The organism is Rhodanobacter sp. AS-Z3 (assembly GCF_029224025.1).
GTDB lineage: Bacteria > Pseudomonadota > Gammaproteobacteria > Xanthomonadales > Rhodanobacteraceae > Rhodanobacter.
In genome coordinates, this window is the sequence record NZ_CP119392.1 from 927,520 (window position 1) to 953,504 (window position 25,985).

18 protein-coding genes and 1 riboswitch are annotated in these 25,985 nt (G+C 61.9%); of the genes, 12 read left to right on the top strand and 6 right to left on the bottom strand.

Annotated features, from left to right (window positions below; all coding sequences use genetic code 11):
- The 10 genes from PY254_RS03895 (at position 1) to PY254_RS03940 (ending at position 13,128) form a co-directional block, all read left to right on the top strand.
- The gene (locus PY254_RS03895) at positions 1 to 981 is read left to right on the top strand and encodes a hypothetical protein (RefSeq protein ID WP_281014164.1); all 981 of its coding nucleotides are present in this window, start codon (positions 1 to 3) and stop codon (positions 979 to 981) included.
- On the top strand, positions 978 to 2,477 hold the full coding sequence (pelF, locus tag PY254_RS03900) for a GT4 family glycosyltransferase PelF (RefSeq protein ID WP_281014165.1): 1,500 nt from the start codon (positions 978 to 980) through the stop codon (positions 2,475 to 2,477). Before PY254_RS03895 ends, pelF begins: the two co-directional genes overlap by 4 nt.
- A complete protein-coding gene (pelG, locus tag PY254_RS03905) occupies positions 2,477 to 3,850 on the top strand; it encodes an exopolysaccharide Pel transporter PelG (RefSeq protein WP_281014166.1) in 1,374 nt (457 codons plus the stop codon). The genes pelF and pelG overlap by 1 nt, the downstream gene beginning before the upstream one ends.
- 691 nt (positions 3,851 to 4,541) lie before the next feature.
- Positions 4,542 to 5,804: a sugar phosphate isomerase/epimerase family protein gene (locus PY254_RS03910; protein WP_281014167.1), complete on the top strand. Its 1,263-nt coding sequence runs from the start codon at positions 4,542 to 4,544 to the stop codon at positions 5,802 to 5,804.
- Complete coding sequence (locus tag PY254_RS03915) at positions 5,801 to 6,310, top strand: S-ribosylhomocysteine lyase (protein WP_281014168.1); 510 nt, start codon at positions 5,801 to 5,803, stop codon at positions 6,308 to 6,310. Before PY254_RS03910 ends, PY254_RS03915 begins: the two co-directional genes overlap by 4 nt.
- Entirely contained in the window at positions 6,307 to 7,452 is a 1,146-nt protein-coding gene (locus PY254_RS03920) for a sedoheptulose 7-phosphate cyclase (protein WP_281014169.1), read from the top strand. Before PY254_RS03915 ends, PY254_RS03920 begins: the two co-directional genes overlap by 4 nt.
- Positions 7,430 to 8,146, top strand: a complete 717-nt coding sequence (ubiG, locus tag PY254_RS03925; RefSeq protein WP_281014170.1) for a bifunctional 2-polyprenyl-6-hydroxyphenol methylase/3-demethylubiquinol 3-O-methyltransferase UbiG — start codon at positions 7,430 to 7,432, stop codon at positions 8,144 to 8,146. Before PY254_RS03920 ends, ubiG begins: the two co-directional genes overlap by 23 nt.
- Positions 8,146 to 9,051, top strand: a complete 906-nt coding sequence (locus PY254_RS03930) for a UbiA prenyltransferase family protein (RefSeq protein ID WP_281014171.1) — start codon at positions 8,146 to 8,148, stop codon at positions 9,049 to 9,051. The genes ubiG and PY254_RS03930 overlap by 1 nt, the downstream gene beginning before the upstream one ends.
- 105 nt (positions 9,052 to 9,156) lie before the next feature.
- Positions 9,157 to 10,581, top strand: a complete 1,425-nt coding sequence (locus tag PY254_RS03935; RefSeq protein WP_281014172.1) for an FAD-binding oxidoreductase — start codon at positions 9,157 to 9,159, stop codon at positions 10,579 to 10,581.
- A gap of 210 nt (positions 10,582 to 10,791) precedes the next feature.
- Positions 10,792 to 13,128: a S9 family peptidase gene (locus tag PY254_RS03940; RefSeq protein ID WP_281014173.1), complete on the top strand. Its 2,337-nt coding sequence runs from the start codon at positions 10,792 to 10,794 to the stop codon at positions 13,126 to 13,128.
- A 64-nt stretch (positions 13,129 to 13,192) separates the two neighbouring features.
- Here PY254_RS03940 and PY254_RS03945 read toward each other — a convergent pair whose 3' ends face one another.
- The 6 genes from PY254_RS03945 to glnK all read right to left on the bottom strand — a co-directional run bounded on the left by PY254_RS03945 (position 13,193) and on the right by glnK (position 23,867).
- Positions 13,193 to 15,073, bottom strand: coding sequence for a M56 family metallopeptidase (locus tag PY254_RS03945; RefSeq protein ID WP_281014174.1), 1,881 nt, complete (start codon positions 15,071 to 15,073; stop codon positions 13,193 to 13,195).
- A 1-nt stretch (position 15,074) separates the two neighbouring features.
- Positions 15,075 to 15,461, bottom strand: a complete 387-nt coding sequence (locus PY254_RS03950) for a BlaI/MecI/CopY family transcriptional regulator (protein WP_281014175.1) — start codon at positions 15,459 to 15,461, stop codon at positions 15,075 to 15,077.
- A gap of 157 nt (positions 15,462 to 15,618) precedes the next feature.
- Positions 15,619 to 18,861 (bottom strand): TonB-dependent receptor, encoded by a 3,243-nt coding sequence (locus PY254_RS03955; protein WP_281014176.1) that lies wholly within the window; start codon positions 18,859 to 18,861, stop codon positions 15,619 to 15,621.
- 260 nt (positions 18,862 to 19,121) lie between these two features.
- Complete coding sequence (locus PY254_RS03960; RefSeq protein ID WP_281014177.1) at positions 19,122 to 20,165, bottom strand: ribonucleotide-diphosphate reductase subunit beta; 1,044 nt, start codon at positions 20,163 to 20,165, stop codon at positions 19,122 to 19,124.
- A gap of 447 nt (positions 20,166 to 20,612) precedes the next feature.
- Positions 20,613 to 23,009: a ribonucleoside-diphosphate reductase subunit alpha gene (locus PY254_RS03965; RefSeq protein WP_281015149.1), complete on the bottom strand. Its 2,397-nt coding sequence runs from the start codon at positions 23,007 to 23,009 to the stop codon at positions 20,613 to 20,615.
- Positions 23,010 to 23,235: 226 nt separating this feature from the next.
- Positions 23,236 to 23,450, bottom strand: a riboswitch (cobalamin riboswitch).
- 78 nt (positions 23,451 to 23,528) lie between these two features.
- Complete coding sequence (glnK, locus tag PY254_RS03970; RefSeq protein ID WP_281014178.1) at positions 23,529 to 23,867, bottom strand: P-II family nitrogen regulator; 339 nt, start codon at positions 23,865 to 23,867, stop codon at positions 23,529 to 23,531.
- A 181-nt stretch (positions 23,868 to 24,048) separates the two neighbouring features.
- Here glnK and PY254_RS03975 point away from each other — a divergent pair, with 181 nt between their 5' ends.
- Both PY254_RS03975 and PY254_RS03980 read left to right on the top strand, forming a co-directional pair.
- Positions 24,049 to 24,309 carry an accessory factor UbiK family protein gene (locus tag PY254_RS03975; RefSeq protein ID WP_281015150.1) on the top strand — a complete coding sequence of 87 codons (261 nt, stop codon included), beginning with the start codon at positions 24,049 to 24,051 and terminating at the stop codon, positions 24,307 to 24,309.
- Between the two features lie 162 nt (positions 24,310 to 24,471).
- The gene (locus PY254_RS03980; protein WP_281014179.1) at positions 24,472 to 25,965 is read left to right on the top strand and encodes a YifB family Mg chelatase-like AAA ATPase; all 1,494 of its coding nucleotides are present in this window, start codon (positions 24,472 to 24,474) and stop codon (positions 25,963 to 25,965) included.
- Positions 25,966 to 25,985 lie beyond the last annotated feature (20 nt).

Sequence of the window (25,985 nt, forward strand, 5' to 3'; positions counted from 1 at the left end):
TTGAACCAGACCCACTCCTGGCTCGGCCCCTGGTTGCTCGCCGGCAGCGAACAAAGCGTATCGACGCTGCTGCTGCAGATGTTGCTGGCCAACGCGTTGCTCAGTGTCGTGCTGGCTGCGCTGGCGTTGGTGATGCGCCCAGCGAACCGGCGTGACCGCTGGCAGCGGGACTACCTGACGCTGCTTGGCATCGGTCTGCTGATGCCGGTGCTGGGGCCCGTGCTGGTGGTGCTGGCAATGATTCTGTTCAACCGACTCAGCGGGCGCCACGACCCGACCGAGGCGCAACAACTGACGACCTCGCCGTTCGTGCCCGAGCGCGCCCGAGCGCTGGGCGACTTCGGCGTCGGCGGTGCCATATACGGGCTGAAATCCGGTCTGCTCAGTACCGACAAGTCGATCCGCGCGCTGATGCTGCTGGAACAGCAGCGCAGCGCACACACCTCGCAAGTGCTGTTCGAAACGTTAGGTCACCCCGACGAAAGCGTGCGCCTGACTGCCGCCGGCCTGCTCGACCGGCGCGAGTCCCGTTTGCTGCAGATGATCCGCCGGGTCGAGAAAGCGCTGGAGGCGAGGCATCCCTCGGAGTCCGCGCGCGCCGGCGAGCTGCACCTGGAGGCAGCACAGCTCAACGCAGAAATGCTTTATTTGCGACTGGCACGCGAAGGCATGGCAAAAATATATATGGATCGCTGGGGCCACCACCTTGACGCTGCCAAGGACAGCTGCGGCACCCGACCCGAGTGGCTGATCTCCAAGGCGCGCTGGCTTGAGAAGAGTCATCTCTCCGGCAGCACTGAACTGTATCAGCGGGCGTTTGATGCCGGAGCCGCACCAGCCAGTGTGCTGCCCTACCTGGCCGAGCGCTACTGGGCTATCTATGACTACGAGCGGCTCCGCCGGCTGGCGGATGCGGGCGACCTGTTTTCGGGCCTGCCAATCGCCGGCATCATCCGTCGTCGTTGGGGTGCGTCGACATGACCGATGCCTTCGCGGTCGACATTCTGCTGCTGCTTGAGGGCACCTATCCTTACGTCAAGGGCGGCGTGTCGTCGTGGGTACACGAAATCATCCGCGGCATGCCGCAGTTCCGCTTTGGCATCGTGTTTCTGGGCTCGCGCGAGTCGGACTACGCGGGTTGGCGCTACGAATTGCCGACTAATGTCGCCTTCGTGCAAAGCCATTTCCTGTTCGATGCAGTGAGCACGCCGCCAAAGCTTCCGTGCCGGCGCGATCGAGGCCCAAGCCCGACGATCGAAGCGGCACTACGCGAGTTTCATGAGAAGCTGCAGACCGCTTGCCCAGATATCCCCAGCAGCCGGCAACTGGCCGATCCGGCCAGTCCGGTCGGCCATGGCATGTTTCTGGACAGCGACAGCGCGTGGCAGTACCTGACTGAGCGCTACGAGACCTCCGCGCTGGCCGAATCCTTCGTTGACTATTTCTGGACCGTGCGTAACCTGCACGCGCCGTTGTGGATACTCGGGCAGATCGCCGCCAAGGTGCCGCCGGCACGACTTTTTTTCTCGCCATCGACCGGCTACGCCGGTTTGCTCGGCGCGATGTGTTCCCAACAGGGCAACGCACCCTATGTGTTGATGGAACACGGCATCTACACGCGCGAGCGACGCATTGACATGATGAAGGCGGAATGGATCCGCGATCACCGCAATTTTCTGCAGACCGATCAGGGGGAGATCAGCCACCTGCGCTCGCTGTGGGTGCAGTTTTTCGAGACCGCCAGCCGCCAGTCCTACAGCAAGGCCAATCCGGTGATCAGCCTGTTCGACCGCGCTCGACGCCAACAAATCGCCGATGGTGCGGACGAAGCGCGCACCCGAATCATCCCCAATGGAGTCGAGATCGAGCGTTTCCGCGGACTTCGGCGAGCGTTGGACGCACCGGTGCCGCAAGTGATGGCACTGATTGGCAGGGTCGTGCCGATCAAGGACATCAAGAACTTCATCCGCGCCGCGGCCATTGCCGGGCAGAAGCTGCCGCATTTGCAGGCGTGGATTATCGGTCCGACTGAAGAGGATCCGCCGTATGCCGATGAATGTCGCGAGCTGGTGCAGTCGCTCGGCCTCGAAAACATCGTGCAGTTTCTCGGCTTCCGTCGGGTCGAGGATGTGCTGCCCGGGATTGGCGTGAACGTGCTCAGTTCAGTGAGCGAAGGGCTGCCGCTGTCGGTACTGGAAGGCTTTGCCGCGGGCATCCCCGCGGTCACCACCGATGTCGGTGCGTGTCGCGAGATGCTCGAGGGCAGCGGTCGCGACGACGATGTTTCCGGTGTCGCTGGCGGGGTCGCCGGTCTCGCCGACCCTGATGGGCTGGCCAGCCACATCGTCAGTCTGCTGAGCGATCCGCAACGCTATCGCGAGGCGGTGGAAACCGCGATCGCGCGGGTCGAGAAACGCTATGACCGGCTCACCATGCTGGCGACCTTCGAGCGAATCTTCCGCGAGGCCATGGACTGATGGCCGGCATCGGCTTCGAATTGCGCCGGCTCAGCCAAAGCCAGACTTATTTCGGCCTGCTGCGCGCCTATGCATATGCCGGCATCGTCAGCAGCGGCCCGTGGGTGTTGTCGATCGCGGCGATCCTGATGCTGGGCATGCTCAGTATCGGCCTGGTGATTCCATCGGTTCAGATCACCCGTTTTCAGGTCAGCGTGACCTGGCTGATCGCGCTGAGCCTGATCTATACCGGCGGCTTTCAGCTGATCTATACACGTTACGTGGCCGACCGTCTGTTCGAACGTCGACCCGATTGCGTAGTGCCCAATCTCACCGGAGCGCTGCTGGTTCTGTTGCTGCCGGCCAGCGTGATGGTCAGCATCGCCATGCTGGTGTGGTTTCCCGGCACCTCGGCGGCCTACCGGCTGCTGATGATCACGGGCTTTGTTCTATTGTGCATGGTCTGGGTGCTGACCGTGCTGCTGTCCGGACTCAAGCAGTTCCGCGCGGTGTTGCTGATCTACTTACTGGGCTACGGCAGCGTGCTGTTGGTGGCGCTATGGTGGCGGCCCTACGGAATGGAAGGGCTGCTTGGCGGCTTCGTGGTGGGGCAACTGGTACTGGTGCTGGGCATGGCGCGGCTGGTCTGGCAGGAGTATCCACCAACCCGTCTGGTAGGCATGGACTTTTTCCGCCACCAGCAGAACCGACTTTGGCTGATCCCCGCTGGCATCCTGTTCAATGCCGGCGTGTGGGTCGACAAGTTCATCTTCTGGCTTTCGCCGGGAACCGGCGATCGGATCATCGGCGTGCTGTACAGCTCGGTGATCTACGACACGCCGACCTTCCTGGCCTACCTCACCATCGTGCCCGGCATGGCAGTGTTTCTGTTCCGCATGGAGGTGGACTTCGTGCACGCCTATGACCGCTACTTCAACCTCGTTCGCAGTGGCGGTACGTTGCCAGCCATTGAAGAGCAACGGCGGGAGATGGTGATCGCTGCGCGTCATGGTATCCGCGACATTTTGGGTACTCAGGGGCTGACGTTGCTGGTGCTGATCGCGTTTGCGCGGGTCATCCTGCCAGCGCTGGGTATCTCGGTGCTCTACAGCGGCCAGCTGGCGATCATCTCGCTGGGCGTGATGCTGCAATTGTTGGTGATGGCCGCGCTGAACATCCTGTTCTATCTCGACGACCTGCGCGAAACGGTAGTGATCACGGCGGTGATGCTGGTCGCCAATGCGGTGTGCTCGTGGATCAGCATCGCGCTGGGTCCGTACTTCTATGGCTACGGTTTCGCTTGCGGCATGTTGATAGCCACCGTCGTGGCGCTCCCGCTGGTCAATCGTCGACTCAGTCGGCTGAACTACGAAACCTTCATGCATACGCGATAGGGCGACCGTCTCGCCGTGTCGTTACCATCCCCGTGACGCCAAGCGACTGCGCAAATAAGCCTGTCTGCTTTGGTGATGGCGATGGCGAGCGACCTTCTGCGATGTGCCGGCAGCCGCCGGCGAATTACCAAGGCATGGCGACGCCATCACCCGACCCAACCGCCGCGATGTCGAGCGTATCTGTGGAGGCGCAGGCCACCAGGCTACGTTTGGCAGACTCCTGTTTGAAGGAACTGAGCCGCTTGTCGTTGACGGACGGCGATCGGGAGTGCAGCAGCTAGCTGATGAAACGCAAGCAACGTTGCCCTCGGGCGGTCTCGTGCCGTAGGACAGCTTGCGGCAGAACGTCACAGGCATGACGTGGTTGGGTTCGCGAGATTCAGCACATTGACGTGCTGAAAAGGGCGCTCATGCTGCCTGCCAGCATTTGGAAAAGCTCGAACGGCCGGCCTGATGCATGGCGTTGCACGTCGGAAAACTTCGGCGCCAGCCCATGTTGTGCTGGCGCGATATCTCATCACCAGCACAGGTTTCTGGCGCCGATCCCACGCGCAAATCTGGCGCGTCTTGACCAACGTCATGTACGACCCTGCGTGCTGTTCCTAAGCTTGCCGCAGTGCTGATTCCCTCGCTGCATTGCCTTTCACGGCAATGCAACCGAAAGACACGCAGATGACCGAGTCGGAGCATCATGGGCAACGTTCAACTCAGCTACAGCACGTTTGGTCTGACCCAGCTGGATTTTCTCGCGGCCATCGACGCCGTTGGCGCCGCGGGTTACGAAGGTGTCGAAATCTCGTTCCATCGTGATCAGTTCAATCCGTTCAATATCGATGACGCTTATCTGGCACAAGTGAAGCAGCGCCTGGCGTTGGCGGGCGTGCAGCCGGCCTGCGTGGCCACCGCGTCGCACTTCTTCGATCCGCTGCGACCGCACGAGCCGTCGTTGATGGATATCGATTTGGCGGGACGCAAACGGCGCATCGATCTGGTCAAGCGCGGCATCCATGTGGCGCGTCAGCTGGATGCGCCGCTGGTCACGTTCGGCAGCGGCTTTATTCGTGCGGAACACGTCGCGCATCCGTCAATCGATGCGCATGCGTTGCTGGTGGAGAGCATTCGCGAGTGTCTGGCCGAAATTCGCCCGGGCGAAGACATTACGCTGTTGATCGAACCCGAACCGGGCATGTTGGTCGAGACGATCGAGGATGGCCTGGCCCTGATTGAAGCCGTCGGCTCAAAGCACTTTCGCCTGCATGTCGACCTGTGCCACGCCTATTGTTCCGAGCCTGACTACATCGCCGAACTGGCGCGCGCGGCGCCGATGACGCGTTATCTGCACATCTCCGACACGCGGCAGGGTTACAACCTGAAGATCGTCGCTGATGCCGCGCAGCTGGCATTCGACATGAAGCACGCCAGCACGTTGGTCTACTTTCCTGACAACGCTGATTTTTTGCTGCTGGACCCAGCGCATCCGTCGTACTTCAGCGACATGCCGCCCACGGCGGAACGCGCGCGTCGCATTGACCTGCTGCTGGCCCGTGCCGGCGTGACTGGCCCGGCTAAACGCGTGGACTACGGCAGCCTGTATGCCGGCAGCTCGGCGCTGGATGATGAGATCTTCACCTATCTGATTTCCGTTCCCGGCCTGAGCTTCGATGTGCTGGAGCGTGCCCGCCCGATCATTGGCTATCTGCGCGGCGCGCAGCAACCGCCACTGGTCCACGGGATGGTCGCCAACACGCTGACCGGCGTGGTGCACTTTCACGAAATTCCCGGTGAGGGAACGCTGGACTTCGCGGCCAGCTTCAAGGCGCTCACCACGCATGGCTTCTCCGGTTATGGCTCGGTCGAGCTGTATCACCATGTGGCGGAGTGGAAGCAGGCGTTGGCCGGCAGCTATCTCCATCTGGCCGGCTTGGTGGCGGATAGCGCAAGGGACGCGGCATGAAAAGTGCGACCACGGTGCTGGCGATGGCCGAGATTCAGGCGTTGGGCTGGCAAGCACGTTGGGTCGGTGAGCTTGATCATGGCTTGCTGCGCGCACCCAGCGTCAAACTAAGGTCGGCTCGCTGCGGCCGGAAGGGCGACGTGGTCTATGGCGTGGATCTGCGCGTGTGTCGCCCGAACGCAGATCAGTACCTGAGCACGACGGCACTGCATTCACTGGAACATGTGCTGCTGGAGGGCTTGCAGCGGCATCTTCCCGAGCACTTCATCTCGGTGGGTGTGATGGGCTGCCAGACCGGTTTCTATCTGGTCTTCCTCAATGAGGGCCGCGCCGAGGTGTTGTGCGACGTGCTGGCGGAAATTTTCGCCGAACTGCTCGACGCCACCGAGGTGCCCTACCAGCACAGCGAGCAGTGCGGCAATTATCGCAATCACGATCTGCGCCAGGCGCAAGACGTGGCGCGGCGCATTTTGCAGGCCAGGGCGCGATGGCTGGAGGCGACATGAGCACGCTGGCCCGTTGGCAGGTCAGTCACCAGCGTTCGATCAGCTACGACATCATCGCGACCAGCGCACTGCTGGATCCGGCCAACAGCAGTCTGCTGGCCGCCGGTCGGGTCGATGGCGGGCGTCGTTTCGTGGTCGTTGATGAGCAGGTCGCCGGCTACCACGGTGCCGCACTGGAATCCTACTTCGCGCAGCACGGAATCGACGCGCGGATCGTCCATTTTTCCGGCGGCGAGGCGGCCAAGACCGTCGATGCCTATCTGCAGCTGGTGCGTGAGCTGGACGACTTTCCGATTCACCGCCGTGATGAACCGATCATCGCCATCGGCGGCGGCGTGTTGACCGATGTGGTGGGCTTCGTGGCGGGCAGCTACCGTCGTGGCGTGCCGCATATCAAGGTGCCGACCACGTTGATGGGTTACGTCGATGCGGCGGTGGGGATCAAGACCGGGATCAACTTCAACGGCCGCAAGAATCGTCTGGGCAGCTTCGAGCCGCCGCTGCAGGTACTGCTGGATCGCAGCTTCCTGACCACGCTGCCACTGCGGCACATGCTCAATGGCATGTGCGAGATCCTCAAGCTGGCGGTGATCAAGGACGCCGCGTTGTTCGCGCAACTCGAACACCATGGTGCCGCCAGCATCGCCAACGCGTTTCAGGATGGCGACGGTGGCGTGATGCTGGATCGCTCGATCAGCGGCATGCTGGAAGAGCTGCAGCCCAACCTGTTCGAGGATGTATTGGCGCGCAGCGTCGACTTCGGCCATACCTTCAGCTACGGCCTCGAAGCGCATTACACGGAACATCTGTTGCACGGCGAAGCGGTGCTGCTGGATATCGCCGTTTCCGTACTGATTGCTCGCCAGCGCGGCTTGCTCGACGCGGCTGCCTGCGAGCGCGTGTTCACGCTGATCGGGACGTTGGGCATCGTGCCGCTGGTGGAATTGCTGGATATCGACTTGATGTGGAACGCGCTGCTGGATCGCGTCGAACATCGCAATGGTTCACAGCACGTGCCGCTGCCCGATGGCATCGGTCGCTGCGTTTTCGTCAACGACATTACCGCGGCCGAGCTCAGCTCGGCCATTACCCTGCTGCGCGATCGGACAACCAGGAAAAATGAACCAGTTCTCGAATGCTGACGCCCAGGAAATTGCCAAGTTTGACCGCGTCTCGAAGCTTTGGTGGGACGCACAAGGCAAGATGGGCATGTTGCACACGATCAATCCGTTGCGCCGCAACTTCATCACCGATCAGATCACCACCACGCAACCGCGGATCGTCGACGTCGGCTGCGGCGGCGGCATTCTGGCCGAAGCGTTGTCACTTGCCGGCGCCCAAGTCACGGGTATCGACCTGTCCGATCTTTCGCTGCAGGTGGCGCGCCAACACGCCCACGAGCAGGGCTTGAATATCGACTACCGCTATCAGAACGCCGAGCAACTGGCAAAGGAGCAGCCCGGCAGCTTTGACGTGGTCACCTGCATGGAGATGCTCGAACACGTGCCCGATCCGTCGCAGGTGATTGCGGCGTGTGCGCGACTGCTCAAGCCCGGCGGTCGGGCGGTGTTCTCGACCATCAATCGCACGCCCAAGGCGTTCCTGTTTGCCATTGTCGGTGGTGAATACGTGTTGCGCCTGCTGCCGCGAGGCACGCACAGCTATCGCAAGTTGATTCGCCCGCTCGAACTGCGCGCGTGGGCAGCTGCGGCGGGGTTGGATTTTCTGGAAATTGCCAGCCTGATGTACAACCCGCTGAGCCGTCGCTTCCATGTCGATGCCGGCCGTGAGGATGTCAACTACATGGCTGCCTTCATCAAGCGCGGCGAGCACTGATGCGTCGTTTCCTGGCGCTGTCCCGTTCCGCCCACGGCATGCTCGATGTGGCTTTGCCCGGCTTCGCGGCGCTGCTGTGGCTGGGCAGCTTTCCGGCGTGGCCGGTGCTGTTGCTGTCGCTGGCTACGGCGGCGGCCGGCTATACCGCCATCTACGCGTTGAATGATCTGCTCGGGGTCAAGACCGATCAGGAAAAATTCGCCGGCGCCGGCATCAACTCGGGCTACTCGGTGGAGGCTAGCCAGCTGCGTTATCCGCTGGCGCAGAAACTGCTGAGCATGCGCAGTGCGCTGGCGTGGTTCGGCTGCTGGTATGTGCTGGCATTAGTGGGTGCGTATCTGCTCAATCCGCCACTGGTGATCATCGTGCTGGCCGCGGCCGTGCTGGAAGTGGCTTACTGTCAGCTGCTGAAGGTGACCTATTGGCGCACCCTGGTCAGCGGACTGGTGAAGTCCTGCGGCCCGCTCGCTGCGGTGTTCGTGGTTCAGCACGATCCCTCACTGCCGCTGCTGGGCGTGATGCTGGCGTGGATCGTGTTGTGGGAAATCGGCGGCCAGAATATTCCGGCGGACTGGAACGACATTGAAGAGGATCGTCGGGTCGGCGCACGCACGATTCCGCTGGCCATCGGTACGCGTGCGTCGGGTTACCTGGTGCTCATCACGCTGGGCTTGTCCGTGCTGGCCAGCCTGTGGCTGCCACTGATGTCGCCGCGTCCGTTGGGCCTGGCGTATTTGTTGCCGAGCGCGCTGGCCGGTGGGTTCCTGCTGCTGTGGCCTGCATGGCGTTTGCATTGTTCCAGTGACAGCCGTGACGCCGCCGCATTGTTCGATCGCGCAAGCTACTACCCGCTGGTGCAACTGGCCTTGATCACCGTGTTCGTGATCGTGCAGCGCCCCGGCTAAGCAAGCATCGATGCCGAAGGGCGCGTTGTGTCGGCGTCTTCGCTGCAGCAGTTGCAGTCGATCCGTTATCGTGGGCGCTAAATCGAGACAGGACACAAGCACATCATGATTGACCTGGCCGTCTTGCATGGCATCGTTGGTGAGCAACACGTATTGACCGGTGATGCGGCGGCGCCTTATCTGTCGGACTGGCGCGGCCGCTATATCGGCGCTGCCCTGGCGGTGGTGCGCCCCGGCTCGACCGCCGAGTTCGCCGCGCTGGTGCGTCTGTGTGCCGACGCCGGCGTGCCGGTGGTACCACAAGGCGGCAATACCGGATTGTGTGGCGGCGCCACGCCGGATGCGTCAGGTCGCGCCGTGCTGCTTTCCACGCAACGGCTGAATCGCATTCGCGCTATCGATCGAGACAACGACACCATGGATGTCGAGGCCGGCTGTGTGCTGCAAGAAGTGCAGCAAGCCGCGCATGAGGTTGGCCGGCTGTTTCCGCTGAGCCTGGGCTCGGAAGGCAGCTGCACGGTGGGTGGGAATCTGGCGACCAATGCCGGCGGCACCCAGGTGCTGCGCTACGGCACCATGCGCGAACTCACCCTCGGCCTTGAAGTGGTGACGGCGCAAGGCGACATCTGGCATGGCCTGCGCGGACTGCGCAAGGACAACACCGGCTACGACTTGCGCGATCTGTACATCGGCAGCGAAGGCACGCTGGGCATCATCACTGCCGCCACGCTGAAGCTGTATCCGCTGCCGGTGGCACGCTGCACGGCGCTGCTGGCGCTGTCCTCGATCGAGGATGCGATTCGTACCTTGACGCTAGCCCGCCAGGGTTTCGGTGCGTCGCTGACCGGCTTCGAGTTGATGGCCGGTAACTGCCTGCAAGCGGTGCAGCGCTGCTTTCCCGCACAGCAACTGCCGTTCGACGCGGTGAGTGCCGCGTTGCCCTGGTTTGCGTTGCTGGAGTTGTCCGATAGCGAAAGTGAGGCGCGTGCGCGCGAACGTTTCGAGACCGTGTTGGGCGAGGCGATCGAGGCTGGCTGTGTCCGCGATGCGGTGATTGCCGGCTCGCTCGCACAAAGTCGCGCGTTGTGGCATCTGCGCGAAAGCATTCCGTTGGCCGAGCGCGAACTGGGCAAGTGCATCAAGCACGACATCTCGATTCCGGTGTCGCGCATGGCTGCGTTCGTGCGCGATACCAACCAGGCCTTGCAGCAGGCGTTTCCCGGCGTGCAGCACGTGATCTTCGGTCACCTGGGGGATGGCAACCTGCATTACAACGTGGCCCATGGCGAGCATGGCAGCGAGAGTGATTTGCTGGCCCGGCAGGATGCCGTGTTCGAAGTGGTGCACGACCGCGTCCATGCAGTGGGTGGTTCGATCAGTGCCGAACACGGCGTGGGCCAGCTCAAGCGCGATGCACTGTCGCGCTACAAGGACCCGGTGGAACTTGCGTTGATGCATCGCGTCAAGCGTGCGCTGGACCCGTTGGGCATCATGAATCCGGATCGGGTGTTGCCGCCAGCGGCAATCTGAATAGCGTCGCGGTGGCGGTGTGGGCGGCGTTTGCTGGAGCTTCCGTATGCAGCAACTGGACCGCAAGATCTTGTCGGCGAGCGTGACAAGATGGGGCGACATAGACCTTTGGCAGGGGCAGCCACATCGGCGCTCGCGCTAGGATCAAGTGTTCAAGCCGGAGCGGCCAGCCGGCCGGCGCCATGACGTTCGCATCCACGGGAGAAATGCATGCATTCGAAGATCGGCAAGTCGCGTCTGTTCGGGGCGCTGATGCTGGGGTTGCTGTCTGGCGGGGTTGCGGCGCAGGGGCGCACGTTGAGCGCGAACGATTACGCGCAGGCCGAGCGCTTGATGATGTACAACACCATGCCGCTGGTGGATCACGCGGTGCAGAAGGTCAACTGGCTTGATGACGGCCACTTCTGGTTCGTCGACCACGACGCCAGCGGTGACCATTTCCTCAAGATGGACGCTGCCAGCGGCAAGACCATGCCGTTGTTCGATCAGGCGCGGCTGGCTGCAGCACTGGGCAAGGTCAGCGCCAAAAGCGTCGACGCCAGCAAGCTGCCGGTGCGCAGCTACGAAGTGATGCCTGATGGCCGCGTCGATGTGGGCTTGCGCAGCAAGCACTACGTGTGTGACCTCGCTACGGCGGAGGCAAGCTGCGTTGATCGCACCAAGCTGGTGAAAACCGGTGACGAGCCGGGCGCGCTGTCGCCCGACAAAAAGTCCGAAGCCTTCATCCGCAACTGGAACCTGTGGCTGCGCGACGTGGCCAGCGGCAAGGAAACCCAGCTAACCACCGACGGCGTGGAGAACTTCGGCTACGCCACCGACAATGCTGGCTGGAAGCACACCAACAACGCCATCGTCGAGTGGTCACCCGATTCCAAACAGATCGCCACGTTCCAGCAGGATCAGCGCAAGACCGGCGAGATGTACATGATCACCACCAATGTCGGTCATCCGAAGCTGGAAAAGTGGAAGTACCCGCTAGTCGGCGATAAAGACGTGACGATGATCGAGCGCGTCATCATCGATGTCGCCGCGAAGAAAATGGTGCGCTTGCAGATGCCGCCAGACCAGCATCGCTCCAGCCTGTGCGACGACGTCAGCTGCGGCCCCGACGGTGGTTGGGACGATGTGAAGTGGGCCGCCGACGGCAAGACCTTGGCCTTCGTGTCCACCTCGCGCGATCACAAGCACGAATGGTTCCGCATTGCCGACACCAGCACCGGCAAAGTGCGCACCGTGTTCGAGGAAAAGGTGCCGACGTATTACGAGAGCGGCAACGACGCGGTCAACTGGCGCTACCTGCCAGAAACGCATGAGGCGATCTGGTTCTCCGAGCGCAACAATTGGGGCAACCTGTACCTGTATGACTTGAACACCGGCAAGCTCAAGCACGCGATCACCAAGGGCGATGGCAACGTCACCGAAGTGCTCAAGCTCGATCCGAAAACGCGCACCGTGTGGTTCCGTGGTGTGGGTCGCACGAACGGCGTGAATCCGTATTATCAGCAGTTCTTCAAGGTCAGCCTGGATGGTGGCAAACCGCTGCTGCTGACGCCGGAAGCGGCCGACCACACAGTGACGCTGTCACCGGATGGCGATGCGTTTGTCGATGCGTATTCCACGCCGGTGACACCGCCGGTCACCGTGCTGCGCAGTTCGAAGGATGGCCGCAAGCTGGCAGACGTTGCCACCGCCGATATCACGCGTCTGAAGGCTTCGGGCTGGGTACCGCCGATTCCGTTCACGGTGAAGGGGCGCGACGGCAAGACCGATCTGTACGGCATGATGTTCAAGCCGACGAACTTCGATGCCTCGAAGAAGTATCCGATCATCGACTACGTCTATCCCGGTCCGCAGACCGGCTCGGTGCGCGGGCGCAGCTTCTCGGTGGCACGTGGTGACAACCAGTCGTTGGCCGAGCTGGGCTTCATCGTGGTGGCGATTGACGGCATGGGTACGCCGTGGCGCTCCAAGGCGTTCCACGATGCGTACTTCGAACATATCGAGGACAACACGCTGCCGGATCAGGTGATCGGTCTGAAGGAACTCGGCAAGCAATATCCGTGGATCGATCTGGATCGCGTTGGCATCTGGGGCCACTCCGGCGGCGGCAATGCTACCGCGGGTGCGATGTTCCATTACCCCGACTTCTTCAAGGTCGGCTGGGCCGAAAGCGGCAACCACGACAACCGCAATTACGAAGACGACTGGGCCGAGAAGTGGCAGGGCCTGCTGGTCACCGCGAAGGACGGCAAGACCAACTACGACGCTCAGGCCAACCAGAGTTTCGCGAAGGACCTCAAGGGTCATTTGATGCTGGTTCACGGCACCATGGATGACAACGTACCTACCGGTGAAACCCTGCTGGTGGTCGACGCGCTGATCAAGGCGAACCGCAATTTCGACCTGCTGATGATCCCGAACGCCCATCACGGTTACGGTTCGGCGACGCCGTATGCCACGCGTCGTCGCTGGGATTACTTCGTGCAACATCTCGCGGGCAATACGCCGCCGGTCGAGTACAAATTGAAGGCGTGGCCCTGGTTCTGAGGTGAGGCTCGCCGCCGTGGCCGCACGGCGTCGAGCCTGCAGGGCGGGTTGAGCTTGTGTGGTATCAGCGCGAGCTGGTCTTCTGCGCCAGCCCCTTGGCCAGGGCTTCGTCGAGCAGCTGGCTCATCGACTGACTCGCTGTTTTCTGTGCCTTCTGCTGTTCGTCATCCATCGCCTGCTGCTGCTTTTCGAAGCCGGCTTGCTGTGCTTCCAGCTCTTTTTGTTGAGCACCCAGGCGTGCGTCCATTTCGGCCTGGTGCTTGTCGAGTTGTGCTTGGGCGGCATCCATCCGGGCCCGCTGCGCATCCAGTTCGCTCTGCTGATTCGAGCCGTTCGCCTCATCTGTAGCGACGCGTGCGGCCAGTTTCGCCTGCTGCCCTGCGAGCATGGCTTGTTGCTGCGCAAAGGCGGCGTCCTGTGCCGCAAGGCCGGCTTGCCTGCCGGCGATGGCGCCCTGCTGTCCGGCGAGTTCACCTTGTTGCCGCGCCAGTGCGGTGACCGGTGCGTAGATGCGGCTGGCACGTTCCAGCATGGCCTTGTCGCGGATCAGGTAGGCCTCGTTGCCGCGACGAAACCACAGCATCGACTTGTTGGCTGCTTGCAGTTTCTTCACCGTATCGAGATCGGCGTTGGAACCATTGATGGTGATGGTCGAATTGCCGTCGAACAGCGCGAAGCCGTTTTCCGCATGATTTGCAGTGTCGATATCCACGTGCTGCGCTGAGAAGCCATTGTCACGAGGCGGCGGGGGCGGCGGAGGTGGTGGTGGGCTCATCAGTGCCGGCGGCGGTGGCGGCGGCATGACCGGCGCGTTCATGGATGGCGGTGGTGGCATGGGCGGCACGGGCGGTATCGGCGCCCATGTCGATGCACTGGCCACTGGCGTGGCGTTGTCGTGTTTATTGCTGGCAGCGGTGACGCGATAGGGCAGCACGCCAGCCACGGCAACCAGCGCTACCAACAGCCATCCACGCAGGTGCCGGCGGGATACGGGATCAACATGCTGGAGCATGGTCAGTCGCCTCTTCAGGTTCTGGAACGTGGGGGAAGCGCCGGCGAGACCGGCGTGCATCGGGTGGGATATGCCGAGCCGCAACAGTAGTTGGGCATAGGCGTGGGGTGGCGTGCCGGTCTGTCGCAGCACTTCGGCATCACAAGCGGCTTCACGCTCGAACGCGTATTCGCGCATGGCCCACCTGACCAGCGGATGGAAGAAGAACAGCCGTCCGGCGATGGCCGGCAGCCAGCCCAGCCACAGGTCGCCGCGGCGCAAATGGGCCAGTTCGTGCGCAATCGCCATCGCCGATTCGGCGGGTGTCATGGCGTGTACAGCGGGCAGTAGTACCACCGGCTGCCGCAGACCGTTGACCTGTGGCGACTCGATGTCAGCACAGACATACAACGGCGGACAGCGTTGCAGACCGAGCGCACGTGCACGCTGCGCACACAGTGCCTGCATCGAGACATCAAGCAGGGGCTCGGCGTTACGGAGCAGTCGCTGCGTGCGCAACCATTGCCGCGCCAGCAGGGGCAGCTGGGCCAGCATCGCCACCAGCCACAGCTCGGGTAACCATGTGCGCCAATGGGCGAGGCCGCTGGCCACGCTTTCGCCCAGCGAACTTTCGTGATGAACCGCAGTGCCATCACTTGTCGCCAGCGGTGTGGCCGTGTCGTAGGCCAGCCTGACGGCAGCAGGTTCGACTGCCGTGCTGTCTGCCATGGCCGCCACCGGGCTGAGCAGCGGCAGTGCCAGCGGCGCGTGCCAGCAAAGGCCAAGCAGCAATTGCAGGCTGATCAGCCACCACAAGGTGCAGCGCAAGGCTGCCGGCAACCGGGGTAGCAGGCGCACGACCAAGGCGACGACCACGATCAACACGGTTGCCTGAATGGACGTCCATAGCAAACGGGTCAGCAGGACGTCGGTGAAATGACTGAGTGCATTCACCTCAGCTCTCCTTGCGTCGCGACTGCAATTGGGCAACCAGTGCCTCAAGCTCGGCCAACTCGTCGTCAGACACTTCGGCGTGCTCGGACATCCACGCCACGAACGGTGATACCGAACCGCTGAGTGTCTTCTCGACGAAGCTGCCAACGGCACTGCGAACGGCTTCGGCCGCGCCGGTGGCCGTGCTGTAGCGATACATGCCTTTCCGTTGACGGCGTTTGAGGTAACCCTTGGTACGCAACCGTTCCATCATCGTGAGCACGGTTGAACGGGCCAGTCCGCGCGGCTCGCCGAACGTGCTGGCTACTTCACCTACCGAGGCCTGGCCGCCTTCGTCCAGATGCTGCAGTAGCGCCAGTTCCTGATCGCCGATGGAAGGTTTGCGCATGATCGTGACGCCTTTTGACTACAGTTGTAGTCAAACTACGCCATGACTACAGATGTAGTCAATAGGTCGATGATCATGGATGTACGTCGGGCTGGTTAAAAAAAACGGCGCCACGTGGGCGCCGTTTTTCATGCTTCTAACCGAAAGGTCGCGCCGATCAGAACGTATAGCGCAACGTCAGCATGGCCGACCAACGCGAAACCACCCGGCTGGGATCGTAGAAACCGCCGTCATAGACCTGCAGTTGCTGCGGCTGGTAGTTGCCGCTCTTGTCGGTGGGCAGGGAGTAGACGTACTGCCCCTGCGCATTGACCCCGGCATAGCTGGCCAGCGTGCGGGTCGGGTAGATGCCGGTGTTGCTGGCCTGTCCCCAGTTCTTGTTCATCAGGTTGAGGAAGTTGTAGACGTCCAGACGGATTTCGCCCTTGTTGCCCTTGAAGATGCCGGGCACTTCCTGCGAGAAGCTCATGTCCAGCGAGTTGACCCACGCGGTACGGTCGCCGTTGCGGGCAGCGATCTGGCCCCGGTGATCACGCAGGTATGAGTCGCTGGCCAGGAAGCTTTCGAACTGCTGGATCACCTGCGCGCTGGTGCCTGCCGCAAAGGCCACCTTGGGATCGGTAGCCGACGGGATATACGCCGGGTCCCAACCGCCGATACTGTCGCCGTTGGCATCGTTGCTGAACACCCAGGTGTACGGGTTGCCGGTACGACCGTTGTAGAACATCGACACCTGGCTGCGGTAGTCGCCGAAGAAGTTGTGCTGCCAGTTCAGCGAGGCCTTGAAGCTCTTGGCGATGCTGTAGTTGGAGATCGCGGCCACGTCGGCGTTCGGGTTCAGCCGTGCCACGCGCTGATAGCCGTTGTAGGCAATCGTGTCGGTACCCGGGTCGACGTCGGTGGCGTGGTTGAACGTCATGCTGACCGTCCCGGAGAAGCCGTACGCAAACGGCTTGCTCAACGCCATGGTGAAGCTGTCGGACTTGCCCTTGTGGGTATTGGTCAGCAGCGTCGAGGCTGTGGAGAAGGCGCGATTTTGATTCGCCAATGCATCCTTCGAGACCGGTGCTTCGCCCGGCGTCTTCCAGAACTGCAGGCGGCCGTCCGGCAATACGCCGGTGGGCGCGCCGAAGTTTGCTGCCTGATACAGAATGCCGTCGCGCACCTGGATGTGCTCGTACTCGGCGGATGCCGTCAGCCCCCACCAAGGCAGTTCGCGGTCCAGTGCCAGACTGGCCTTCCATACGGTGGGCAGGTGGAAATTCTTGGCGATCGTGTCGATCGAGCCGGCACCGCCGCCAGCGGGAATGTTCTGGTTGAACGGGTCCGCGCTGAAGGGTGCCAGCGTTGGGTCGAAGGTGGTGTAGGAGCGCAGGGTGATGCCGTTGTTCTGGTAGGGGTTGGTCATCCATACCGTCGGCGGCGCTGTCTGGAACAGGCCCACGCCACCACGCAACTGGGTCTTGTAGGTGCTGTCAAAGGCGTAGTTGAACGACAGTCGCGGTTCCACCACGCGGTTGCTCGAACCGACCGTGTAATTGTTGCTGTAGCCAAAGGCTTGCGAGAACGCGGCGTTGTACACCGGCGGTGCGCTGGAGTGCGGGATGTCGATGCGCACGCCGTACTGTACCGACAGCTGCTCGTTGACCTGCCAGGTGTCCTGCAGGAACGGGCTGTACTGGCTGTAGGTCCACTTGCCGGCGATCTCGCCCAGCGTGTAACCCGGTGCCGGGTGATACAGCACGTACTTGTTGTAGTTGCCGGCGATGAAGTTGTCGAGACCCCAGAAGTTGTACTGGCCGAACTCGGTCTGGCCGAACAGGTTGTTGATCTTGTTGCGCTGGTAGTCGACGCCACCCTTGATGGCGTGGTCACCGAGATAATAAGTGCCTGCCAGGAAGACGCTGAACTTCTTGGTATCGATATGGTTGTAGTGGCGGTACTGCTCTTCGCCGAGGTTGACCGACGGACCTTTGCCATCGGGCGAAAGGTTCACGTTGACTGCTGGCTGCTGGTAAGGCGCGGTGGTGTCCTGCACGAATTTCTGGAAACCGACCTTGGCCTCGGTGGAGAAGTTTTCCGACCAGTCGTCGAAGATGTGGGCCACATAGTTCTTGGTACTGATCGCCTTGGTATAGGTGTAGCTGGTCAGGCCGACACTGTTCGGGCTGTTGCCGCCAACGGCCGGCAGCTGCTCTTCGGTGTTCTGATAGGTAAAGCTGGCGCGGTGATCGTTGCTGATGTTCCAGTCGATCTTGCCGAGATAGCGTTTGTCGTCATAAGCCAGGCCGGTCGGGCCGCCGAACGCACCGGGCGTGAGGCCCAGCGCCTTGGCGGCGTCGATCACTTTCTGCAGATCACCGGGGGATACCTTGTTGCTGGTCGACGGGCCGTTACCCAGCGAATTGTCCAGGCCATTGGCGGAGTCCGCGCCGATGCCGGTAGTCTTCTCGTGCTCGGCCGAAACGAAGAAGAACAGCTTGTCCTTGATGATCGGGCCACCGACATTGAAGCCGCCGGTGGAATCCTTCTGGTAGCCCTTGTAGTGGTAGCCGGGGTTGCTGCTGTCCAGCCAGCCGGCGTCGCCGACCAGATGGTTGGCGTTGCGGTAGGCGTAATAGACCGAGCCGTGGAACTGGTTGGTACCGCTCTTGGTCACCGCGTTGACGTCGGCGCCGACGGTATCGGAGGTCGTGTCAAAGGTGGCAGTGGAGATGTTGTATTCGGCGATCGTTTCCGGCGAGATCGGCGACTTCTGGTACGGCAGGCCATTGGCGTTGAGGCCGAACGGGTCGCCCTGGGTAACGCCATCGACGCTGACGTTGTTGTAGCGATTGTTCATGCCGTTGGCAGAGATGGCGCCCGTGCCCTGGTCGGTCACGTTGATGCGTGGGTCCAGCCGGGCCACGTCATCGACGGAGCGATTGCCCTGGGGCGTCGCCTGCAACTGCTGCTGCGAAATATTGGTCGACAAGCCCTTGTTGTCCGAAGAGAAAGTCTGCGCCAGCGTGGATGCGCTCACCGTCACCGCCGACAGGTTGCGCGCTGCTGATGCCGCGGGCGCCATGCTCAGGTTGATCGAGGACGGACGGCCAAGCTGCAGATAGATATCGTCACGCTCAACCGACTGGCCAGCCTTGTCTGCGCTGATCTCGAACGGACCGCCGACGCGCAAGCCTTGCGCGGTATAGCGACCATCGTTGTCGGTGACAACTGATTTGGTCGTGCCAGAGGGCTGGTGCACGATGGTGACCGTTGCCCCAGTTACCGGTTGCCCATTGGCGTCCAGCACGCGGCCGCTGACACCGGACGTGGTGACGTTCTGGGCAGCCAGCGGTGACATGGCAAGCAGGGACGCGATGGCGAACGGCAGCAATCTGACGCGATGGGAAGTAGTCATGGGAAATCCTTGGGATCGTGGGCACGGCGGGATGCCCAGGACTCGCAGGCTCGCGGAACACTACTCCGTGAATCCCCTACGTCGACGGCCACCCGCTGGTTGATCGGCGCTGCGGCCATTGCGGCCGCAGCGGCGGATCTGTGCGCATTCTAGAGATTTTTCATGACACTTTGTTAACGCAAAAGCTTTGATTCAAAAGAAAAAAAAGCGTAATAAATTACGAATAGCACGAGTCAAGGCCTTGAGCTCGAGCCATTCGCTCAGAACGCCATGTCAAACGCCACTTCACCCTGCACACCGACCTGATAGGCCGACACGCGTCGCTCGAAGAAGTTGGCCACTTCCTGCACGTCCTGCAGGTCCATGAAGTCGAACGGGTTCCTGGCGCCGTACTTCTTCGGCATGTCGAGTTGGGTGAGCCGCTGGTCGGCGCAGTACTCGAGGTATTGGCGCATATCCTTCACCGACATGCCGACCACGCCACCGGAGAGCACGTCTTCGGCGAACTGGGTTTCGCAGGTGATGGCGTCCTCCATCATCTCTTCGACCTGCGCGCGCATGGCATCGTCGAACAAGTCAGGCTCCTGTTCACGCACCGTGCGCACCACTTCGAACGCGAACGCCATGTGGCAACTCTCGTCGCGGAACACCCAGTTGGTGCCGGCCGCCAAGCCATGCAGCAGGCCGCGCGAGCGCAGGTAATAGACGTAGGCAAACGCGGCGTAGAAGAACAGACCTTCGATGCAGGCGGCGAAGCAGATCAGGTTGAGCAGGAACTGCCGCCGATGTTCGCGCGTTTCCAGTCGGTGCAAGCCCTGGATCGAATCGATCCACTTGAAACAGAACGCACCTTTCTGCTGGATCGACGGAATCGTCTCGATCGCCGCGAACGCGCCATTGCGCTCCTCCGGATCGGGGATATAGGTATCCAGCAAGGTGAGGTAGAACTGCACGTGCAACGCCTCCTCGTACAACTGGCGCGACAAATACATGCGTGCTTCCGGCGCATTGATGTGCTGATACAGATTCAACACTAGGTTGTTCGACACGATGGTGTCGCCGGTGGCGAAAAATGCCACCAAGCGCCGGATCAGATGACGATCAGCAGCAGACATCTTGTTGTCCAGATCGCTGGTGTCCATCGAGAAATCCACTTCCTCGACGGTCCAGGTGTTCTTGATCGCATTGCGATACATCTCGTAGAAGCCGGGGTAGCGCATCGGGCGCAGTGTTAGCTCGAAACCCGGATCAATGAGCGAAGAAGTGAGTGAAGAGGAGTGAGAAACGAGAGATGATGCAGTCATGACAAGGAGGTCCTGTGCACTATAGAGAGACGAAGGTGTGGCAGCGCGCGATGGACATGGCGCGCGAGGTATACCGACTGACGGCGTTTCTTCCGAGGGAAGAGATCTATGGAATGCGAAGTCAGCTCACGCGAGCCGCTGTTTCGGTGCCAAGCAACATTGCCGAGGGGTGGACGCGAGAGTCGAAGAGGGAGAAGGCCCAGTTTCTAGCCATTGCACATGGCTCGGTCGCCGAGCTGGATACCCAAATCACGTTATGCGAGCAGCTTGGCTGGTTTCCCGGTAACGAAACCGAACGTGTTCGTGTCGCGCTGGATGAAGTCAGTCGTATGTGTACAACGATGCGCCGGAAAGCGAGAAGTGAGTGAAGAGAAGTGAGTGGAGAGAGGCTTGGGTCTCCAGGTCTGCCATCTCCCATTTCTCGCTCCTCCACACTCATTTCTCACCCTATTGGCAGGCTTCGCAGTACTCGGGATTTTCCAGCGAGCAGAACACCGCCGCATTCGCCTGGGCCTGATCGGGCATCGCTGACACCGTGGTTTTGGCGATCTTGGTGGCTGGCCTGGAACGCAGGTAATAGGTGGTCTTGATGCCGGCCTTCCACGCGTACATGTACATCGAGCTCAACTGGCCGATGTTCGGGTTTTCGGTGAACAGGTTCAGCGACTGGCTTTGGTCGATGTACGCACTGCGCGCGGCAGCCAGGTCGATCAATGCTTTTTGCGGCAGTTCCCATACGGTGCGATAGATGGTGCGCAGGCGCTCGGGAATGGCGGCAATATTCTGGATCGACCCTTCGGCCAGCTTGATTGCGTCGCGCACTTCAGGCGTCCATAGGCCGAGCGCCTTCAGCTCGTCCGCCAGGTAGCGGTTCACCTGCAGAAAATCACCCGACAGCGTCTCGCGCTTGAACAGGTTGCTCACTTGCGGCTCGATGCATTCGTAGCAGCCGGCGATCGATGCAATGGTGGCGGTAGGCGCAATCGCGATGAGCAGCGAGTTGCGCAGGCCATGGCTTTTGATCTTGTCGCGTAGTCCATCCCAGCGTTCGACATCATGTGGCGCGACATTCGGCCAGTAGTCGAACTGCAGTTCGCCGTGGGCTGCGCGGCTGTCGGCGAAGCCGGGATGCGCACCTTCGTTTTGGGCCAGTTCGCATGACTGCGACAGCGCGTGGAAATAGATTTCCTCCGCGATGCGCGTGGACAGGGCCAGTGCTTCGGTCGAATCGAACGGCAGGCGAAGTTTGAAGAACACGTCTTGCAGGCCCATCACGCCCAGGCCTACCGGTCGCCATTTCATGTTCGCCGTGCGCGCTGTTTCGATCGGGTAGAAGTTGAGGTCGATCACGCGGTTGAGCTGGCGCACCGCGGTGCGTACGGTGGAGGCGAGTTGGTCGTAATCGAACGCGTAGCTGCCATCGGCAGCACGAACGACGTGGCGCGACAGGTTCACCGAACCGAGGTTGCATACCGCCGTCTCGTTTACCGAACTCACTTCGAGGATTTCGGTACACAGGTTGGACAAGTGGATTACGTTCTCGGCTTTGGCCGTCTGATTGCTGGTGGCGTTGCAACGGTCCTTGAAGGTCATCCAGCCATTGCCGGTCTGCGCCAGCGTGCGCATCATCCGCGCGTAGAGCTCGCGCGCCTTGACCTTCTTCACCGCCAGACCGTTCGCCTCGGCTTCGCGATACAGCAGGTCGAATGTCTCGCCCCAGCTATCGATCAACTGCGGCATCACCTTGGGGTCGAACAGCGACCAGTCGCCATCGCTCTCGACCCGGCGCATGAACTCGTCGGGAATCCAGTTGGCGATGTTGAGATTGTGCGCACGGCGCGCATCGTCGCCGGTGTTGTCGCGCAGTTCGAGGAAATCCTCGATGTCGGCATGCCACGACTCCAGATACACGCAGGCAGCACCTTTGCGCTTGCCACCCTGGTTCACCGCGGCGACCGAGGCGTCCAGCGTCTTCAACCACGGCAGCAGGCCGTTGGAATGGCCGTTGGTGCCCTTGATCAGCGATCCGCGTGAACGCACTCGGGAATAGGCCAGTCCGATGCCGCCGGCGAACTTGGACAGCTTTGCCACGTCGGCATACTTGTCGTAAATCGACTCCAGCGAATCGAGTGGCGAGTCGAGCAGGTAACACGAGCTCAACTGCTCATGCGCAGTGCCCGCGTTGAACAGCGTGGGCGAACTGGCGATGTATTCCAGTGAGGACAGCAGGCGGTAAAGCTCGAGCGTTTCGGCGATTTCGTTGCCGCCGAGCGCGCAGGCGATGCGCATGAAGAAATGCTGCGGCGTCTCGATCACCAGTCGCTGCTGCGGATGACGCAGCAAGTAGCGGTCGCACACCGTGCGCAGGCCGAAGTACTCGAAGCGGCGGGTTGCCAGCGGGTCGATCGCGTCATTGAGCTTGCGGGCATTCGCTGCCACGAAGTCGCGCAGGCGGTCGTTGAGAATGCCCAGCTCGGCGCCGCGCACGATCGACTGCGAGAAACTCTGGATTTCCTGGCCGCTGACCTCCTTGTCGATATAAGCACCCAACAGGCGCGCGGCGAGCTGGCCATATTCCGGCTCCTCCGCGGTCAGCGCGGCGGCGGTGCGGATCGACAGCTGATCCAGCTCCTGCGTGGTGGCGCCGTCGTAGAGCCCGCCAATGGTCTTCAGCGCCACCCGCAACGGGTCGACACCGTGCAGGCCTTCGGCGCTGCGGGTCACGGCCCGTACGATCTTGTTGACGTCGACGGTTTCCTGACCGCCGTTGCGTTTGGTCACGTGCATCTGTGCCGGGTTATGCGGTGGCGTCAGCGCAAAGGGCGTGTTGGACGAAGAGGGCATTTCGCCCAAAGTGGATGTTTCGGCACGCGCGACGGTGCGCTCGTGCTCTACGGTATCGAGGGGTTGCATGGCAGGTGGCTCCGAAGCATGGACATCAAACGCCTGCTTCCCTCGAGCAGGGCCTGATAGCGATGGATTCCGGAGGCGACGCGCAAGACATGTGCCGAAACGGCACCTGCCTTCACCACGCACTTCCCCGCGGAAGCCGTCACTACGCACCGGAACACGTTCGTCCCGGTGTGTCGGCAGGTCTTCGGACTTGCGGACGTGGATCTTTCGACCCGCCTACTGGCTCCCGCTTCCCAGCCTCCGAGGGCCAGTGCATGTGGGGGCGTTCGTTTCCACTTTACCGCTGCGGGGCAGTTCCGGAGTTACACCGGATTCCCTTTTAAGCCCGACCGATGTCGCATCTGGTCGGGCACCGACGGGCACAACATATCGGGTGACCACGACAGGGTCAACCCAACAAGTTGTGCATAAGTCGGCAGACAGCAGGTGCTGGCCAAGCCGGGCGGGGAATTACAGCGCGTCGTGATCCAGTTCGCCGGTGCGGATGCGGATTACCTGCTCCAGGGAGGTGACGAAAATCTTGCCGTCACCGATCTTGCCAGTGCGGGCGGAATTCTGGATCGCTTCCAGCACCCGGTCGAGCTGGTCATCAGCCACGGCCACCTCCAGCTTGATCTTGGGCAGGAAGTCGACCACGTATTCGGCACCGCGATACAGCTCGGTATGGCCTTTCTGGCGGCCAAAGCCCTTGACCTCGGTCACCGTGATGCCTTGCAGGCCTACTTCGGCCAGCGCCTCGCGGACATCGTCCAGCTTGAACGGCTTGATGATCGCCACGACCAGCTTCATGGGTTTTCCTTTGCCAACGGGGTTGGATACTACGGTAGGTCATTCTGCCTGTCTGAACAGGTGTTGTCGCCTGATCGTGGCGTCTGTAGGACAATCCCTACAACTATTGAGGGGCCGTACCGATGGCGACGCTGAATTGCATTCACCTAATATTTACCTCGACGAGCTCGAGGCGCTGTCCATGATGGATAGGCAGGATATCGACCAGATTGCCCTGCGACTTGTGTCGTTGGTACCGCCAGGGTTGGCACAGGCGCATCAGGATTTGCGAACCAACTTCCAGGATGTTCTGGCGCAAGGATTGCGCCGCCTCGACCTGGTCACCCGCGAAGAATTCGAAGTCCAGTCCCAGGTGCTGGCGCGTACCCGCGCCAAGGTCGACGAATTGGAGCAACGCGTGGCCCAGTTAGAGGCCACGGTAGCTGCCCGCGCGGGGTCGTAACACCGCCTCCCGGGAGCCGCCTCCGATCTGTCACCCTCACCCCGAGAACGATCGGAGGCGGTTATTTGTTCAGCGCTGCTGATGGAGCCGTTCGATGCCCATGTATGCCAGCGCAACGCCCTGCATGTCTCATGCCGCGCTGTTCCATCGACCGCTGGCCGCATGAGCCTTGCCGTCACCCTGAGCCGCGCGCAGGAAGGAATCGCCGCGCCGCAAGTCATGGTCGAGGTGCATCTTTCCGGCGGCCTGCCCTCTACCAATATCGTGGGCCTGCCGGAGGCGGCGGTGCGCGAGGCACGTGATCGGGTTCGCGTGGCGATCCAGAACACGGCCTTCGAATATCCCGGGCGGCGCGTCACGGTGAACCTGGCGCCGGCAGAGTTGCCCAAGGACGGCGGTCGTTTCGACCTGGCCATTGCGCTGGGCATTCTCGCCGCCAGCGGTCAGGTGCCGCGCGACAAACTGGACGATTGCGAGTTTCTTGGCGAACTGGCGCTGAGTGGCGCGCTGCGCAGCGTATCTGGTGTATTGCCGGCCTTGCTGCGTGCCCGGGCGCGCGGTCGTCGCGTGGTGGTGCCGCGTGAAAATTCTGCCGAAGCGGCCTTGGTGGCCGATGTCGACGTGCGCGTGGCCGACAGCCTTGCCGAAGTGTGTGGTTGGCTGCGTGGTGCGCAAGAGCTGTCGATGCCGGTTGGCATCCCCAGCACTGGTGGCGCCGAGGACGGCCCTGATCTCGCCGACGTGCGCGGGCAACTGCAGGCGCGCCGCGCGCTGGAAATTACTGCAGTTGGTGGTCATCACTTGTTGCTGATCGGGCCGCCAGGTACGGGCAAGACCATGCTGGCCGAACGTCTGCCGGGTATCCTGCCGCCGCTGAGCGAGTCAGAGGCGCTGGAAACCTGCGCGGTGCTGTCCGTGGCCGGACAAGCTACGGACTTCGCACGCTGGCGCCGACGCCCGTTTCGCTCGCCCCATCACACCGCTTCGGCAGTGGCACTGGTCGGTGGTGGCTCGTATCCACGGCCGGGTGAAGTATCGCTGGCACACAACGGCGTGCTGTTTCTGGACGAGTTGCCGGAGTTCAGCCGGCACGTGCTCGAGGTGCTGCGTGAGCCGATGGAGTCCGGTCACATCATGATTTCGCGGGCGGCACGGCAATCGACGTTTCCCGCCCAGTTTCAGCTTGTCGCGGCGATGAATCCGTGTCCCTGTGGTTATGCCGGCAGCCCGCGTTGCCAGTGCACGCCGGATCAGATCCAGCGCTATCGCTCGCGCATTTCCGGTCCGCTGCTGGATCGCATCGATCTGTGCGTGGAAGTGCCGCCGGTGCCGCTGGCGGATCTGGGCGCGCCACGTGGCGAACGCGATGAGGACTCGGCTACGGTGCGCACGCGCGTGCTGAAGGCGCGTCGCCAATCGCTGATGCGGGCGGGCCGGCCGAACGCGGAAATCAGTACCCGCGAGCTCGAACGCGATTGTGCGCTGGGCGCGCCCGAACGCCGCTGGTTCGAAGGTGCGTTGGAGCGGCTCGGTCTGTCTGCGCGTGCCTACCATCGCGTACTGCGGGTGGCGCGCACGATCGCCGATCTGGACGGTGGCGCGGCCTTGCTGGAGCGCGAGCACCTGGCCGAAGCATTGCAATACCGGCGCTTCTGAGCAGCTTGCGCATCCGCGCC